At 56.9% G+C, this 17,741-nt stretch carries 11 protein-coding genes; 5 read left to right on the top strand and 6 right to left on the bottom strand.

The window, feature by feature from the left end; all coding sequences use genetic code 11:
* Positions 1-200: 200 nt before the first annotated feature.
* On the bottom strand, positions 201-956 hold the full coding sequence (locus ACN9M3_RS20030) for an integrase core domain-containing protein (RefSeq protein ID WP_426318427.1): 756 nt from the start codon (positions 954-956) through the stop codon (positions 201-203).
* Between the two features lie 105 nt (positions 957-1,061).
* Here ACN9M3_RS20030 and ACN9M3_RS20025 point away from each other — a divergent pair, with 105 nt between their 5' ends.
* Both ACN9M3_RS20025 and ACN9M3_RS20020 read left to right on the top strand, forming a co-directional pair.
* Positions 1,062-5,414 (top strand): hemagglutinin repeat-containing protein, encoded by a 4,353-nt coding sequence (locus ACN9M3_RS20025; protein WP_426318426.1) that lies wholly within the window; start codon positions 1,062-1,064, stop codon positions 5,412-5,414.
* Between the two features lie 2 nt (positions 5,415-5,416).
* A complete protein-coding gene (locus ACN9M3_RS20020; RefSeq protein ID WP_426318425.1) occupies positions 5,417-5,839 on the top strand; it encodes a hypothetical protein in 423 nt (140 codons plus the stop codon).
* A gap of 473 nt (positions 5,840-6,312) precedes the next feature.
* On the opposite strand, the gene ACN9M3_RS20015 is transcribed toward ACN9M3_RS20020, so the two are convergent.
* Entirely contained in the window at positions 6,313-7,236 is a 924-nt protein-coding gene (locus ACN9M3_RS20015) for an integrase core domain-containing protein (protein WP_426318424.1), read from the bottom strand.
* 47 nt (positions 7,237-7,283) lie between these two features.
* Between ACN9M3_RS20015 and ACN9M3_RS20010 the strand changes: the two genes are divergently transcribed.
* The 3 genes from ACN9M3_RS20010 to ACN9M3_RS20000 all read left to right on the top strand — a co-directional run bounded on the left by ACN9M3_RS20010 (position 7,284) and on the right by ACN9M3_RS20000 (position 14,169).
* A complete protein-coding gene (locus ACN9M3_RS20010) occupies positions 7,284-12,266 on the top strand; it encodes a hemagglutinin repeat-containing protein (protein WP_426318423.1) in 4,983 nt (1,660 codons plus the stop codon).
* Between the two features lie 10 nt (positions 12,267-12,276).
* Complete coding sequence (locus ACN9M3_RS20005) at positions 12,277-12,618, top strand: hypothetical protein (protein WP_426318422.1); 342 nt, start codon at positions 12,277-12,279, stop codon at positions 12,616-12,618.
* A 306-nt stretch (positions 12,619-12,924) separates the two neighbouring features.
* Complete coding sequence (locus ACN9M3_RS20000; protein ID WP_426323811.1) at positions 12,925-14,169, top strand: IS256 family transposase; 1,245 nt, start codon at positions 12,925-12,927, stop codon at positions 14,167-14,169.
* Between the two features lie 148 nt (positions 14,170-14,317).
* On the opposite strand, the gene ACN9M3_RS19995 is transcribed toward ACN9M3_RS20000, so the two are convergent.
* From ACN9M3_RS19995 to ACN9M3_RS19980, 4 genes are all read right to left on the bottom strand, one after another.
* Complete coding sequence (locus ACN9M3_RS19995; RefSeq protein ID WP_426318421.1) at positions 14,318-14,713, bottom strand: integrase core domain-containing protein; 396 nt, start codon at positions 14,711-14,713, stop codon at positions 14,318-14,320.
* A 213-nt stretch (positions 14,714-14,926) separates the two neighbouring features.
* A complete protein-coding gene (locus tag ACN9M3_RS19990; RefSeq protein ID WP_426318420.1) occupies positions 14,927-15,658 on the bottom strand; it encodes a transposase in 732 nt (243 codons plus the stop codon).
* 203 nt (positions 15,659-15,861) lie between these two features.
* Positions 15,862-16,476 carry a DUF4276 family protein gene (locus ACN9M3_RS19985; protein ID WP_426318419.1) on the bottom strand — a complete coding sequence of 205 codons (615 nt, stop codon included), beginning with the start codon at positions 16,474-16,476 and terminating at the stop codon, positions 15,862-15,864.
* A complete protein-coding gene (locus ACN9M3_RS19980; RefSeq protein ID WP_426318418.1) occupies positions 16,476-17,723 on the bottom strand; it encodes an AAA family ATPase in 1,248 nt (415 codons plus the stop codon). Before ACN9M3_RS19980 ends, ACN9M3_RS19985 begins: the two co-directional genes overlap by 1 nt.
* Positions 17,724-17,741: the final 18 nt, after the last annotated feature.

Genomic DNA, 17,741 nt, shown 5'->3' with positions numbered 1-17,741 from the left:
CGGGCGTACGGGCTAGCCCGTTTTCTCAGAAAAGAGGCGCGATTTTCGTGGACGCCGGCTGATGCGAGCCGGTCGCCCAAGAGGATCGCGCCATTTTTTTGTCCACTTTTTAAGCAGATCACCATAGTTCGCGATGAATTGACGATCGCGGCCCCGGCGGCCGTGGACAGCGCCGTCACTCTTCGAAATTGCGAACTACATCAGCGCCGGCGTATTCGAAACCCAGTCAGCAGGCCATCCCACGCTTCGAACCACTCGACGCGCATTGGCGTTCGTCGATGCGGATCTATCCCTTGCCAAACCTCGTCTGGCGTCGCGCCGTCCAAATGTGCATGCGGCCGAATGCAGCAATACCAATCGCGGAAAACATCAAGCGCGGCTTGCAATTGGCGCTGGTTCGCGACCTGCCAACAATCAAGTGATTGCTTCAGCGTGCCGAAGAAGCGTTCGATGCGACCGTTCTGCCAAGGACAGCCAGGCTTGATGCGCTGATGACGGATGCCAGCGATGCGTAGTCCCAGTTGAAATACGCCCGAAGTAAAGACGCGCTCGTTGTCACTGCGAATCGCGCGCGGCTTGCCATAGCGCCCAATTGCGAGGCAGAGATGGCCGAGCAAAGTCCACGATGTTTTGTTAGGGAGGGCGACCAATGCCAGTGCCTTCCTGCTGCCGTGATCGAGAATGCCGAACATCATGTGCAGCGTGCCTGCTACGTCGACTTTGCCGCTCATATCGATGCCCCAGATCGCATTGCAGGGCTGGCCAGAAGGGATCTGCGCTTTGATCTCGCGGCGCTTTCGCAGAATGGCCAACTGATTATCTCGCACGGTGTAATGAACGTAGGAGCTGGAGACGGTCATGCGACGCGAAGCCGCATAGAGCCTGTTGAACTGGGCTGCCATCACGCGGTTGCTGGCCTTTGGCTGCAAGGCTTTCAGGCGAATGATGGCGTCCACTACCCATTGCGGTTTGCGTCGATTGGACTGTGCAGGTTTGATTCGACGGTGGCAGCGGCCAACACTCTCTGGACGCTGAACAGCGAGCATTGGAATCCAAAGGAAATGCCAGCCTGTAATCAATTGTGCCAGGTTCAAGGGCAGAGCAATCGCAAGAAGCAGATCCATTGCAGAACTTCGAGATCGGAAAGGCGCGATCTTGCCACGACCAAAGCCTCGCTGGACGCGGAGGCGGCAAGGCAGCACGCCTCCAGCATCGGCGCGCTGGACGGCAGCGTCAAGCTCAAATCCGGCGAAACGCTGCAAGTGGTCGCCTCCGACATCGCCGCCAAGGAAAACCTGACCCTGATCGGCAAGAACGTCGACCTGGCCGCAGCGCAGAACACCATGCAAAGCCAGGCTAATACCCAAGGCAAATCCTCCGGCTTCGGCGTAGGCTTCACAGTCAACCCGCTGGCTGCCTTCAAGGATGCCTACAAGACCAGCACCGAAAACTCCAAGTCCGGCAGTTTCGTCGGCAAGGAGTTCGCCAAGGCGGAAGGTGCGGAGGAAGGCGCCATGGCTGCGCTCTCGGTAGTCAACACCCAGTTCGGCACGAAGAAGACCAACAGCACGCAAAACCACGCCACCAGCGAAGCGCGCACCAGCACCCTCCTTGCCGGAAAAGACCTGACCATCCTCGCCACCGACGGCTCGATTACCAGCCAGGGCGCCCAGATCAGCGCCGAAGGCAACGCCCTGATCCTGGCCAAGGACAGCATCAAGTTCGACGTGGCCCACAACACGGAAAGCAGGTCGCAGGACACCAAGAAGTCGGGCTTCAGTATTGACACGCGCTCGACGCAGGTGATTGGTTCGCTCAACAACAACGGCAAAGGCAACGGCGCCACCGACACCGTGACCGGCACCAAGCTGTCGGTGGGCGGCAGCACCACCATGGCCACGCAGACCGGCGACATCGCGCTGACCGGCGCCAGCGTGGTCTCGGACGGCAACCTGTCGATCAACGCCGCACGCGACCTGACCATCACCAGCGCGCAGGACACGCTGCACAACGCCAACCAGAGCGACAACAAGGCCATCGGCAAGGTCGCCATTTCCGACACCGAGCGCTTCTCCGGCTACCACAACGAAAAGCACAAGGACAACAGCGACCAGGTGACCCAGGTGGCGTCCAACGTCTCCAGCCTGAACGGCGACGTGAACCTGAGCGCAGGGAAGAAGTACACCCAGGCCTCGAGCAACGTCCTGGCCGGCAATGACGTCAACATCACCGCCAAGTCGATCGACATCACGGCGCTGCAAAACACCGGCAGCCACCAGGAATCGAACAGCGACCTGAAGATCGGCACCTTCGCCCGCATCAGCTCCCCGTTGATTGACCTGGCCAACAACGTGGAAGCAGCGCGCAAATCCGACGGCCGCCTGAAAGAGATGCAGCGCATGGCGGCCGCCGCCAACGGCTACCAGGCCTACAGCGCGATCGAAAGCCTGAGGGGTGGCGCCGGCAGCGGCATCCTGGTCAAGGGCGAGGCCGGCATCGGCTTCGCCAGCAGCAGCAATTCCAGCAACGGCAACGACAGCACTGCGCAGGGCAGCACCATCAATGGCGGCCGCAACGTCAACCTGACGGCCACCGGCGGCGACATCCACGCCACCGGCGCCACGCTCAATGCCGGCAAGACCCTGAGCCTTGACGCAGCACAGAACATCGTGCTCGACGCCAGCCAAAGCACGCTGCACAGCGACGGCAAGAACAAGAGCTCCGGTGTTGAGGCGGGTGTTGGCTTCCAGGTTGGCGCACAGACCGGCGTGTACGTCTACGCCGCGGCCAACATGGGCAAGGGCCACAACAAGAACGACAGCACGATCAACAACAATACCGAGCTCAAAGCCGACACGATCAACATCCGCAGCAAGGGCGACACGACGCTGAAAGGCGCAACGGCAACGGCCAGCACGATCAACACCGACGTTGGCGGCAAGCTGGCCGTGGAAAGCCTGCAGGACACCAGTGCGTTCGACAGCAAGCAGACCAACGTTGGTGTACGCGTGCAGGTCGCGATCGGCAACGCGTGGAGTGCTTCGGGCAACGTGTCTCAACAAAACGGCAAAGGCACCTACGCCGGCGTTGGCCAGCAATCGGGCCTTTTCGCAGGTGACGGCGGCTACCACGTCAAGGCCGATACGATCGACCTGAAAGGCGGCGCCATCGCCAGCACCAATGCAGCCGCTTCCGAGCTGACGACCAACAAGCTGACCACGTCCAACATCGAAAACAAGATGACCTACTCGGCCAGCAACGTCAGCGTGGCTGGCGGCACTGGCGGCGGCAGCAAGTTGCTCAGGGGTGAAGATGGCAACATCCTGCCGGTAAGCCAGCAGACGCAGGCCTTCGGCACGGCCAAGGACGGCAACGTCGCGCCAGGATTGCCGATGGTGGAGAAGGGCAGCGACAGCTCCACCACGTATGCCACCGTCACCGACGGCAAGATCACCATCGGGGGCGTGACGACCAATTCGGTCAAGGACCTGGGCATCAACACCGATGCGAGCAAGGCCAACACCGCGCTCGACAAGCTGCCCGACTTGCAGAAGCTCCTGAAAGATCAGCAGGCCATGTCGGCCGCAACGGGAACCGTGATTGCGACCGGCAAGCAGATCGCCGGTGACATCGCAATCGGTGCGGCGAAAGCGCAAAAGGACGCGGAAGAAACGCTGAAAAAACCGAATATCACGGCAGAGCAGAGAGCGGAAGCAGAAAAAACAATTGATACCGCTAAACAGGTCCAGGCGGAGTGGGGCGTCGGGGGCGACAAGAGCCGCGCACTGAATGTCGTCACCGGCATCCTGGTCGGATCGGTTGCTGGGCAAAGCGTTACGCAGATCGCTGCGAATGCCGCCGCGCCATATCTTGCCGCTGAAATTGGCGAGTATTTCAAGAAAGAGGGCAACGAAAACCAGACGCTGCAGGACTTGAGCCATGCGGTGCTGGGCGCCGCCTTGGCCTACGCGAACGGCGGCAGCGTTGGAGGTGGTGCGCTGGCCGGCGGCGGAGGCGAACTCGCGGCCCAGGTGCTGACAAAGGAACTGTATCCGCAAGCATTCGATGCCAACGGAGTCCTGCAACGTGACAAGCTCACGCCGGAGCAAGCAAACAACGTTACGGCGCTGTCCAGCGCGATCGGCGCGTTGCTGTCCGGAGTCGCCGGTGGCAGCATGTATGACGCAGCCGTCGGCGGAAGAGTTGCGACAAACGCTGTCGAAAACAACTACCTCGATCACAAAAAACCGAACCTTGTAACTCTGTCGGAGAAAGAACGCTACGAACGTGCAGTTGTAGCTTGTAATTCGGGTGACAGCAATGCGTGCAAGACGCGCGATGAACTGACTTCGCGCTCGCGACAGCGTGATGACAACTTGCTGAAGGCTTGCCTTTCGGGTAATCAGGTGCAGTGCAACTTCTATGCCGGGCAAGCCAGTGCAATGGGTAATCTGGTGAGCGGTTCGTATGGAGGCGTGGTCTATGCCATCAGCACAGATAAAGGGCCGATTCGAGATTTGAACATGTCAGTGATCGGGCCCGTTCAGCGGCCTGAATCATTCCACGACACGGTGTCCAAGAGCACCTCGGAAGGGCTGTTGCTCGGATTGGGGAGTGAAGTATCGGTGTTAATTCCTGCAAGGTTTGCTGCGAGTGGGAGTAAATACTTGGGTACCCTCGGAGAAGCATTCCTTGGCGAGCAGCGCATGGCAAGGATGGCCTTAGATCGTGAACTGGGCACCGCACCGCAGTTCTGGGAAATTCCAACTGGCGCCGCGACTTCTGAAGCGAAAGCAGGGGTATGGGTGGGAAGTGGTCCGAAAGTATCGACTGGCGAGCCTGTTGTTGCTAAGGCAACACAAAAGTCAACTGCCGTCCCTAACTACTCGGCTCCGAAAACAATTGAAGCAATTGCTTCGGCAGCTAACTCTAAGAGGGTAGCTCCTGTCGAGATTACTTACTCATTTGACTCAAGTTCGTTGCTAGCTGAACTATCCGGCCCTACAAAAATGCCAAATGCGGGTGCAAGCGAGCTATTGGCGTCAAACAGCCTGATTATGAAGAAGGATTATTACTGCACAGATTGTGCACTTGAGTTAAGCAAGGCCGCCAGAGGAGAAGGAAAACTCGTTGTGTTCTCAGGCCGCGATGCCAAATGGCCAAAGGAGTACGATTGGCAAATGGGTAACGGAATCAATGTACCTGGTGCGAATGGAACTCTGAACTTCTCATATCATACGGTCTACACTGATGGTCGCTACTTTTACGATCCACTGCTCTCTAATTCGCCGGTTCCGCAAGCAGAGTACCTGCAAATGCTGAAATCACTCAATGAGAAAGGTGTGTCGTGGAGGACTTATCATCCAGATCTTGAAAACCCCAAGGTACCGCAATTGCAAAAGAAAGGATTTTAACAATGGGAGATCGTCCATATAGTGCGAGAACGTCGGCGGCTTGGATCTTTATGGATCTTCTTAGTGAGGTTGGACGAAGAGGATGGTTTGGAGCAGGGCCGAGTGCAGATGATGGAATGGCATTGTTGTATGCCTCATTTCATATGCACCCCGAGGATGCTGACCGGATCTTCTTACTGATGCAAGAAGGCATTCGTTGCTATGGAGGTGAGACGAAATGGGTAATTGACCGACTTCAGCAGAATAGATTTATCATTTACCCGACACAGCTCGAGATGAAAGCGCGAGAGGTCGATGATTTTCAAATGGCGACGGAGATTATTCGTAACGAACTTCCGTCGCTGGAACGTGACGCTGCAAGAGACATAATTCTTCTTTCCGACGTTCTGTATCAATTGCATTTGAAGGAAAAAGGAGTGAGCTAGCTCAATGCTTGCTGTCCTGTCCTGTCCAAATGATCAATAAGGGAAGCGGGCCAATGGAATAGTCCGTTTTCTCAGAAATAAGGCGCGATTCTCGTGGACGCCGGCTGGCACGAGCCGGTCGCCCACGGGACCTGTCAGGAATTTTGTGTGCCGGGGTCGCGGTTTAGTTAATTGATCGCGTTGGTAAAACGTTCCCCAAACAGGATGGCAAACTGGTTGGCGGCCATCTTCCAAGTCCGCTGCGTGTCCTGTCCAAATGATCAATAAGGGAAGCGGGCCAATGGAATAGTCCGTTTTCTCAGAAATAAGGCGCGATTCTCGTGGACGCCGGCTGGCACGAGCCGGTCGCCCACGAGGATCGCGCCATTTTTTTGTCCACTTTTTAAGCAGATCACCATAGTTCGCGATGAATTGACGATCGCCTCCCTGGCGGCTGTGGACAGCGCCGTCACTCTTAGAAACTGCGAACTACATCACCGTCGGCGTATTTGAAACCCAGTCAGCAAGCCATCCCACGCCGCGAACCATTCCACGCGCATTGGCATGCGTCGATGCGGATCTACCCCTTGCCAAACCTCGTCTGGCGTCGCACCGTCCAAATGTGCATGCGGACGAATGCAACAATACCAATCGCGGAAGACATCAAGCGCGTTTTGCAATTGGCGCTGGTTCTCCACCTGCCAACAATCGAGTGATTGCTTCAGTGTGCCGAAGAAGCGCTCGATGCGGCCGTTCTGCCAAGGACAGCCAGCCTTGATGCGCTGATGACGAATGCCGGCAACGCGCAGCGCCCACTGAAACACGCGCGAAGTGAAAACACGCTCGTTGTCGCTGCGAATCGCAAGAGGCTTGCCATAGCGTCCAATTGCCAGGCAAAGATACCCAAGCAGCGTCCACGATGTTTTGTTAGGGAGGGTGACCAATGACAGTGCTTTTCTGCTGCCGTGATCGAGAATGCCGAACATCATGTGAAGCGTGCCCGCTGCGTCGACTTTGCCGCTCATGTCGATACCCCAGATCGCATTGCAGGGCTGGTTAGATGGGATCTGCGCTTTGATTTCGCGGCGCTTTCGCAGAATGGCCAACTGGTTATCCCGCACGGTGTAGTGGACATAGGAGCTGGAAACGGTCATGCGGCGCGATGCCGCATAGAACCTGTTGAACTGGGCTGCCATCACGCGGTTGCTGGCCTTTGGCTGCAAGGCTTTCAAGCGAATGATGGCATCCACCACCCACTGCGGTTTGCGTCGATTGGTCTGCGCAGGTTTGATGCGACGATGGCGGCGACCACCACTCTTTGGACGGCGAACAGCGAGCATCAGAGTCCAAAGGAAATGCCGGCCTGTAATCATTTGTGCCAGGTTCAGCGACAGCGCAATCGCAAGAAGCAAATCCATTGCAGAACTTCGAGATTGGAAAGGCGCGATCTTGCCACAGCTAAAGCTTGGCCGGGCGCGGCGACACCCTGATCAAGGCCAGCACCGTGCTGGCCGACAAAGACCTCAGCATCGACGCCAAAGGTGGCCTGAGCATCGTCAGTGCCGAAGAAACCAGCAAGTCAGCCAGCACCAGGGAAGAGAAGAAATCCGGCTTCAGCGTCAGCTACTCGTCGGGCAACCTCAGTACTGGCTATGGCAAGTCGAACACTTCCTCGCAAAGCGCACAGGAGACGGTCACGCAGCACGCCTCCAGCATCGGCTCCCTGGACGGCAGCGTCAAGCTCAAATCCGGCGAAACGCTGCAAGTGGTCGCCTCCGACATCGCCGCCAATGAAAACCTGACCCTGATCGGCAAGAACGTCGACCTGGCTGCAGCGCAGAACACCATGCAAAGCCAGGTGAATACCCAAGGCAAGTCCTCCGGCTTTGGCGTAGGCTTCACAGTCAACCCTCTGGCTGCCTTCAAGGACGCCTACAAGACCAGCACCGAAAACTCCAAGTCCGGCAGTTTCGTCGGCAATGAGTTCGCCAAAGCGGAAGGCGCGGCAGAAGGCGCCGCGGCTGCGCTGGCGGTGGTCAACACCCAGTTCGGCACGAAGAAGACCAACAGCACGCAAAACCACGCCACCAGCGAAGCGCGCACCAGCACCCTCCTTGCCGGCAAGGACCTGACCATCCTCGCCACCGACGGCTCGATCACCAGCCAGGGCGCCCAGATCAGCGCCGAAGGCAATGCCCTGATGGTGGCCAAGGACAGCATCAAGTTCGACGTGGCCCACAACACGGAAAGCAGGTCGCAGGACACCAAGAAGTCGGGCTTCAGTATTGACACGCGCTCGACGCAGGTGATTGGCTCGCTCAACAACAATGGCAAAGGCAACGGCGCCACCGACACCGTGACCGGCACCAAGCTGTCGGTCGGCGGCAGCACCACCATGGCCACGCAGACCGGCGACATCGCGCTGACCGGCGCCAGCGTGGTCTCGGAAGGCAACCTGTCGATCAACGCCGCGCGCGACCTGACCATCACCAGCGCGCAGGACACGCTGCACAACGCCAACCAGAGCAACAACAAGGCCATCGGCAAGGTCGCCATTTCCGACACCGAGCGCTTCTCCGGCTACCACAACGAAAAGCACAAGGACAACAGCGACCAGGTGACCCAGGTGGCGTCCAACGTCTCCAGCCTGAACGGCGACGTGAACCTGACCGCAGGGCAGAAGTACACCCAGGCGTCGAGCAACGTCCTGGCCGGCAATGACGTCAACATCACCGCCAAGTCGATCGACATCACGGCGCTGCAAAACACCGGCAGCCACCAGGAATCGAACAGCGACCTGAAGATCGGCACCTTCGCCCGCATCAGCTCACCGCTGATTGACCTGGCCAACAACGTGGAAGCAGCGCGCAAATCCGACGGACGACTGAAAGAGATGCAGCGCATGGCGGCAACCGCCAACGCCTACCAGGCCGCCAGCGCGATCAACAGCATGACCGGTGGCGCCGGCAGCGGCATCCTGGTCAAGGGCGAGGCCGGGATCGGCTTCGCCAGCAGCAGCAACTCCAGCAACGGCAGCGACAGCACCGCGCAGGGCAGCACCATCAATGGCGGCCGCAACGTCAGCCTGACGGCCACGGGCGGCGACATCCACGCCACCGGGGCCACGCTCAATGCCGGCAAGACCCTGAGCCTGGACGCAGCACAGAACATTGTGCTGGACGCCAGCCAGAGCACGCTGCACAGCGACGGCAAGAACAAGAGCTCTGGCGTTGAGGCGGGTGTTGGCTTCCAGGTCGGTGCACAGACCGGCGTGTACGTCTACGCCGCAGCCAACATGGGCAAGGGCCACAACAAGAACGACAGCACGATCAACAACAACACCGAGCTTAAAGCCGACACGATCAACATCCGCAGCAAGGGCGACACGACGCTGAAAGGCGCAACGGCAACGGCCAGCACGATCAACACCGACGTTGGCGGCAAGCTGGCCGTGGAAAGCCTGCAGGACACCAGTGCGTTCGACAGCAAGCAGACCAACGTTGGTGTACGCGTGCAGGTCGCGATCGGCAACGCGTGGAGTGCTTCGGGCAACGTGTCTCAACAAAACGGCAAAGGCACCTACGCCGGCGTTGGCCAGCAATCGGGCCTTTTCGCAGGTGACGGCGGCTACCACGTCAAGGCCGATACGATCGACCTGAAAGGCGGCGCCATCGCCAGCACCAATGCAGCCGCTTCCGAGCTGACGACCAACAAGCTGACCACGTCCAACATCGAAAACAAGATGACCTACTCGGCCAGCAACGTCAGCGTGGCTGGCGGCACTGGCGGCGGCAGCAAGTTGCTCAGGGGTGAAGATGGCAACATCCTGCCGGTAAGCCAGCAGACGCAGGCCTTCGGTACGCCCAAGGACGGCAACGTCGCGCCAGGCCTGCCGATGGTGGAGAAGGGCAGCGACAGCTCCACCACCTATGCGACCGTCACAGATGGCAAGATCACCATCGGTGGCGTGACGACCAATTCGGTCAAGGACCTGGGCATCAATACCGATGCGAGCAAAGCCAACACTGCGCTCGACAAACTGCCTGATTTGCAGAAGCTTCTGAAGGATCAGCAGGCGATGTCTGCAGCCACGGGCACCGTGATTGCGACCGGTAAGCAGATCGCCGGTGACATCGCACTCGGTGCGGCGAAAGCGCAAAAAGACGCGGAAGATACGCTGAAAAAACCGAATATCACGGCCGAGCAAAGAGCGGAAGCAGAAAAAACAATTGATGCCGCCAAACAGGTCCAGGCAGAGTGGGGTATCGGCGGCGACAAGAGCCGTGCGCTGAACGTTGTCACCGGCATTTTGGTCGGCTCGGTAGCCGGACAAAGCAGCACACAAATCGTGGCGAACGCCGCCGCGCCATATCTTGCCGCTGAAATTGGCGACTACTTCAAGAAAGAGGGCAACGAAAACCAGACGCTGCAGGACTTGAGCCATGCGGTGCTGGGCGCCGCCTTGGCCTATGCGAACGGCGGCAGCGTTGGAGGTGGTGCTCTGGCAGGCGGCGGAGGCGAACTCGCGGCCCAGGTGCTGACAAAGGAACTGTATCCGCAAGCATTCGATGCCGACGGAGTGCTGCAACGTGACAAGCTCACGCCGGAACAAGCAAATAACATTAGCACTTTATCGAGCGCTATTGGCGCTTTGATGTCTGGTACCGCAGGCGGTAGTCTCCTTGATGCCGCAGTCGGTAGTCAGATTGCGACGAATGCTGTCGAGAACAACAATTTGAGCCGGAAGCAAATGGACGAAAAGGACAAAGAGCTTGCGCTCTGCGCCCAGCGGAATCATGGCAAATGTTCGTTTACGGAAGCGACCGCCATCAATCGGAAATATCTCGCGCTGTCGAAGGAAAACGATGAGAAGGTGGCCGAACTCATAAGAGCGGCGAACAGGACTCCTGGAAAAGCGCAGAGCATTGGAGAGGAGGAAGGCTTCTTTACGTTCAACCCGGTTGGGAAGGCAGCAAAGGGCCTCGGATTAGCTGGCTATGAGATGACGGTGGGGAGTTTAGCTGGGCCTGGGAAATTAGCCATGGACGTGGTGGGCATCTCCAAAGAGCTGATTTTTGGCTCGAACGTCGATGCGATGGGTATCGAAACACCCTATATTCCGAAGTCCGATTTCCTGCGATCTGTCGTGACGAAGGGCGCACTTGCGACTGCTGGTCACTATGCAGGCGGCATGATTGACTCGGCGCCTGGCGTTTCAACTATCTTTGCTATTTACCGAAAAGATCCTGAACAACTTGGTGCATCCGCATGGTCACTCATTCCGGTCGCTGCCGAAGCAGGCGTCTTTACGAGAGGGCTGGGAACAGGAACCAGGCTGGTAGCAGGTATGGCCGAAGATGGTGCCGCGTTACCAAGAAGTGTGACCCAATTGATGGGGAGAGACGGATCGCTACTTGGTGAAATGGCGGATGGGAAATGGGGTTGGTCCCAAACGGGAGCAGTAACCAAGGTAGCAACGACTCTCGATGGTCGGGCCGCTGCTTCTTCGGCAATAGCAAAGCAGCAGACTTCGAGTCCGACGAGTTCTTCGTCCGCGATTCGAGCTCAAACAGCAAATCCTGCAGCGATTGGAGCCATTGCCGACGCTTCGAACGCAAGCAGGGTTGTCCCTGTTGAGCTGACGTTCAATGATTTCGGCCGTAGCGTTATTCCGCTGGGTGAGCTTGACGCGCGGTCAGTGGCTAACGGCGTTTCTGACTCGAAGGGCGGAAACCTTGTTACCAAAGCGAGCTTGCAACTACCTAAGGCAAATGCTGAGCCGGTTCCGACCTCAACAAATTCAGGTAATTCGTCGGCTATTGATTCAGCGGAGAACGCGGTCAATCCCTCCGTCGCGTTGCGAGAGCCAGGGCAATCGCTTTCTGGCTTGCAGAGTAACGATAACGTTGGGGAGGGTGGCCTTTCGTCAGGAGGCTCGCAAGACGCTGGTACTCGAAAACTGGGTGCAGCGGAATCTGGAGGAAATGAGGGAAGTGGCTTCATTCCAGCGAATCGCACGGGGTTGAATTATGAAACCTCAGTGAAGCCGTTGAGCACTACCGTAGAGATCGAACTGACTTCACGGCAAAAGTTTGATAAGACTACAGGCGCAGTTGTGAATAGTGTTGCGGCACGAAGCAATTTGCTCGGGACCTTCAATTCAACTAACGGCGATTTATTCATCCATTGGTACGAGACTTCTATAGTTGGTCGTGGCGTGGGGAGCGAGATGATTTCAAACGCGATTGAAGCTGCCGGTATAAATGACGTAAACTCAGTATCGGCACAACTCGGGTTGACGAATCTTAAAGCTTTTCGGGCGGCCAGAGATGCGGGGGCTACCCCTGCGGATGCTGTGTGGCAGACTCCTCTTGGGAAATCGATGCACGCAATGGGATATAAAAATGTAATCTTCACAAGCTCCGAATATGTTAAATTTACGCCTTAGAATTGATGATATGAACAAATCAGATTTAATTGCGAGAGCTGTCAACGCCGGCCGTGCCGTGGACATTCTCTTGCTCTTGGAAGGGGAGTCCGCGTATACCAGCGAAGATTTCGAAGGTGCGCCAGCGGATCGAGAGCTTGCAAAGCTGTGGACAATTGCCCAATACCATTTGAGATTTGTCTCAGAGTTTGGTAATCGCGTAGATACGATCATGAAAGATGGTAAATGGGTGAGCGCATTTCCCGACGAGTTTGCTCAATGGCTTAATGTTGGGGCGCCAGGAATTGCCATCAGTGAACTTAACAGGTACTTACACGACCATCCGTTATTGTCCTGTCCAAATGATCAATAAGGGAGGCGGGCCTACGGGCTAGCCCGTTTTCTCATGTCCTGTCCAAACGATCAATAAGGCGGCGCGTGTCAAGGTAGTTGTCGCCCGATTCAAGCAGCAATTTGCTGTCCTGTCCAAATGATCAATAAGGGAAGCGGGCCAATGGAATAGTCCGTTTTCTCAGAAATAAGGCGCGATTCTCGTGGACGCCGGCTGGCACGAGCCGGTCGCCCACGAGGATCGCGCCATTTTTTGAGCCTGTCAGAATTTTAGTGTGAATCCGGGGTCATGAAATAATACCGAAAGGGATTGTCCATGACCGACGTAATGACCACTAAGAAGCCAAAGACAAAGAAGCAGTATCCACTCCCCGTTGAACTGATCGACCAGTTGCTGGCCCAGGTCGAGAACAAGGACGCCGAGTCCATTCTGGGTGAATCGGGCCTTGCCGGCCAGCTGAAGAAAATGCTGGCCGAGCGCATGCTGACGGCTGAAATGACCCACCATCTCGCCACCGAAGGCGACGCCAAGAACCACCGAAATGGAAAGAGCCGCAAGACCGTGCTGGCACCAGGCGGCGAGCTGGAACTAGAGATCCCGCGTGACCGTCTTTCCAGTTTCGAGCCCAAGTTGGTCGCCAAGCACCAACGCCGTATGCCGGGTTTTGACGACCATGTAATCGGCATGTATGCCCGTGGCATGACGGTTCGCGAAATCCAGGCGCACCTGCTGGAGCTGTATGGTACCGAGGTGTCGCCTGACCTGATCTCCACTATCACCGACGAGGTCATGGACGAAGTGGCGCAGTGGCAGCAACGCCCACTGGAAGCGATGTACCCAATCGTCTACTTTGACGCACTGCGCCTGAAGATCCGCGATGAGGGCACCGTCAAGAACAAGGCCGTGTACTTGGCGCTGGGCATTCGGGCCGATGGCCGCAAGGAAGTGCTGGGCCTTTGGATCGAACAAACAGAAGGCGCCAAGTTCTGGCTGAAAGTCTTTAACGAGCTGCGTAATCGTGGTCTGGAAGACATTCTGATTGCCGTCGTTGACGGCCTGCGCGGCTTCCCCGAAGCGATTGAGGCAGTGTTCCCGCAGGCGCATATCCAGACCTGCATCGTGCACCTGATTCGCAACTCGATGACGCTGGCGTCGTGGAAGGACCGTAAAGAGCTTGCAGCGGCGCTTAAGCCAATCTACCAGGCTGCCAACGCTGACGCGGCTGCGGCGGCGCTAGACGCCTTTGCAGCAGGCCCTTGGGGCCAGCGTTTCCCGACAGTGGTGGCCATGTGGCGCCGCCAGTGGGAGCAGGTGATCCCTTTCTTTGCCTACCCGCCCGAAGTACGCTCAATCATTTACACAACGAACGCCATTGAGAGCCTGCACATGCGCTTGCGGAAGATCGTCAAGAATCGCGGGCACTTCCCGAACGACGAGGCAGCGACGAAATTGCTGTACCTGGCCTTGCGCAATATCGAAAAAGATTGGAAGATGCCGCAGCGGACCTGGAAGATGGCCGCCAATCAATTTGCCATCCTGTTTGGGGAACGCTTTACCAACGCGATCAATTAATTAACCGCGACCCCGGCACACAAAATTCCTGACAGGTCCCATTTTTTTGTCCACTTTTTAAGCAGATCACCATAGTTCGCGATGAATTGACGATCGCCTCCCTGGCGGCTGTGGACAGCGCCGTCACTCTTAGAAACTGCGAACTACATCACCGTCGGCGTATTCGAAACCCAGTCAGCAAGCCATCCCACGCCGCGAACCATTCCACGCGCATTGGCATGCGTCGATGCGGATCTACCCCTTGCCAAACCTCGTCTGGCGTCGCACCGTCCAAATGTGCATGCGGACGAATGCAACAATACCAATCGCGGAAGACATCAAGCGCGTTTTGCAATTGGCGCTGGTTCTCCACCTGCCAACAATCGAGTGATTGCTTCAGTGTGCCGAAGAAGCGCTCGATGCGGCCGTTCTGCCAAGGACAGCCAGCCTTAATGCGCTGATGACGAATGCCGGCAACGCGCAGCGCCCACTGAAACACGCGCGAAGTGAAAACACGCTCGTTGTCGCTGCGAATCGCAAGAGGCTTGCCATAGCGTTGCCCCATCCACACGTCCACAAAGGATTGGGCAACAATTAAAGCAGCGATTTTTCAACGAAAGTCGCTGCTTGATGGCACCTCCACGGTGCAAACCCGGCATCTTCTCCCTATGACCCGACAGATCTACCATCATTGCTCAATCAATGAGCAAAGAAAAAGTCCAGGGCGAGGAAAGTCCTGGACGATCACTCCCGTCTCCTTCCAAAGATTACCATCCGGCTAATGTCGCAACCACACGCCTTTCAATAAGCCGTCCCAGGCTTCAAAAAGGTAGGCGCGCTTTGGCCTTTGCCGATACGGATCGATGCCGTGCCAAGCTTCCATAGGTGTGCGTCCATCTAAATGATGGTGCGGCCTGACCACGTTGTACCAGAAGCAGAAGTCGTTGATGGCCAGTCGCAGTGCCGCGGAATCTTCCACTCTCAGTTGATGCAGCTTTTCCTTCAATGTGCCAAACAGCCGTTCAATACGGCCGTTCTGCCAAGGCATGCCCGGCTGACTAAATTGCTGGCGAATGCCAAGTAGGGACAATGTTGTCCTGAATATCCACGAACGAAAAATCACTTCGTTATCCGTTTTGATCACGCGTGGCAGTCCATAGCTGCCGATGGCTTGCAACAGACAGCGTAGGATCGTGACCGAACGTTTGTCAGGCAATGCCTGCATGCAGAGCGCAAGTCGGCTGCCATGGTCGATTACGCCAAGTATCGGGTGGATATTGCCCGCTTCATCGGCTTTGCCTGTCAAGTCCAGTCCCCAGATTCTGTTGCGGGGCAAATGGGCAGGTTGCTGTCGCTTCCATTGCTCGCGCAGATCGGCGATGCTGTAATGGTGCCTTTTGATGGCCAAGGCTACCCAGCTCTTACTGACTGTGACGCCGCGTTGGCTGCCATACAGGCGGTTAAAAGTGTCGGCCAGCTTCTGGCAGCTCAAATCAGTCAGGGCTTTCAAGCGGATGACTTCAGCCACTACCCAAGTTGGCTTGCGGCGGTGGTGGCGCTGTGGACTGGCACGGGAAACGCGTCGGAAACGATACGACCTAAGCCTTGCCAACAATAGCCACGCCAAGAATTGGTCGAAGAAGTGCAACAGCCAATAGAGGTAATACACGTGGACGGCAAAGGCCTAGAGGCGAACCAAATGACCAGCCGGCGTCACACCATGGCCGCCGCAATGGCATTGGCAAATGCCTGAAAACTTCGCGAGTTATTCCTGTTAGGGACCATCTCGCTGGCAATGGCGCGAGCCAGCTCCAGCTTGCGTATGCCAGTGCTGAAATAGCCCGCTTTCTTGAGAACTCGCTCCAATGCTTCCCACGTACCCCCGGCAATTGCGTCAGGGTCACGGAAGCTGGCTTTTTGGGGGATGGTTGCTGGGACTCTCGGATAGGCGGCTTGCACTGCTTGCCAATCGCCGAAGAACCAGCTTTCCAGTTCCTCAATGGCGATGCGATTTACTACTTGAAAACGCCGGCCAATGCCTGCCGCGGTTTTGGTCCGTAAGCCTGCCGCTGCCGCCATCTGTTCCAGGATCGCTTTCAACGCCACACAGTTGTCGTCGTCACGATCCACCAACACAAGAATACGCCAGCCTTCCGGTAGCCAGGACGCATATGCTCTCAGGCGAATGGGCGCTTGCTTGAGCAAATCATCTTTGCATTGGAAGCGAATGATCTGATATTCCAAGTCGCCAATTAGGTTGGGCAAAAGCCTTTCCAGTGCTGCTTCCATCGAAAATTCTTCGACGAAAACAATCAGCTTTTCCATCATCAGATGCGCCCCTTTTTCGCCGGCCGCGGAGCGCCTTGGTTGATCAAAGGATCGCCTAAGCCGAAATGCCCCTCCATCCACAGGTGCCCTAAGGACGCGCCAGCGTTCACGAACTCTGAAATACCCTGGATGTCACTTGCTCTGACTGCCTGGGTAAATCCCTGCTCATCCCTGTACAGAACTCGAACCTCCTCGGCGCGCATAGCGTTTAGCAGGAAAGGCGAGTGGCTGGTGATAAGCAACTGCGAGCGTTCGGCTGCGGCGCGGCATTCTTCGGCTAGCTCCGGCAGCAGGCGAGGATGCAGGAAGTTTTCCGGTTCTTCGATGCCAATAAAACGCGGTGGCTCCGGGTCATACAAAATGGTCAGGTAGGCCAGCATCTTCATGGTTCCGTCAGAGGCAAACTTAGAGAGCACCGGCTGCTCAAACGGCGCGTCCTTAATTTGCAATAGCAGTCGCCCGTCCGGCATTGGTTCGGCCTCTACACGTTCCAGACGTGGGATGCGGCGGCGCAAAACGGAAAAAATGTGCTCAAGGCGTTCGCCGTGTTGCTCTTTGAGATACTGGATTACATTCGGTAGATTCTCGCCGCCCTTACTCAACCGCTCTTGCGGACCAGCTTCGGGTTGATTGCGGGTCTGGTCGATCGAAAGGTACGAGACATACCAGTCTGTGATGAACTCTCGTAACGCTGCGACCCGTGGGTGCTCGGCCAATTGCCCCAAGGTGTTTACTGCAATCAAATCCGGTGAGCGGAGTGTGGTGTCCTTGCGCTGGTCTTCAGCGTCAGGCAGTTCGCCGCTTACCGCACGCCCCGCTCCGCGGCGGAAGTCCAAAAAGCGAAACGGCTGGCCATGCTGTCCGCGACGCCACTGCAACCATTCTTCGACAACTTCCGGTCCCTTCGATCCCTCATCAATCGCCAAGTGATACGTAATAACGGGATCCTTCGGTTGCTCGCGATACCTCAGCTCAAAAACGATAGGGCCCGTGGAGCCGCGGCTTTTAAGTTCTTTTCCACGGCCGCGTCGGTCCCACGCGTGACGCAAGCCAAACTGAAAGCATTCGGAGAGGAAATTAAATACATCGAAAATGGTGGACTTACCGCTTCCGTTAGGCCCAAGCAGAACTGTCATCGGCGTCAGATTGTCTAATTCGACTTTACGCAGCGCGCGGTAGTTTTCAACACGCAAAGATTCAATGCGCGGGATGCCTCGCTTCTGACCTGGCTTTGCTTGCACGCTCATCACTTTCCCTCAAATTAT

The sequence above is a fragment of the Pseudoduganella sp. R-43 genome (assembly GCF_049913255.1).
In the GTDB taxonomy this organism is placed as follows: domain Bacteria; phylum Pseudomonadota; class Gammaproteobacteria; order Burkholderiales; family Burkholderiaceae_D; genus Rugamonas.
Note: the sequence above shows the minus strand (reverse complement) of the source record. Positions and strands in the feature narration are given on the sequence as shown.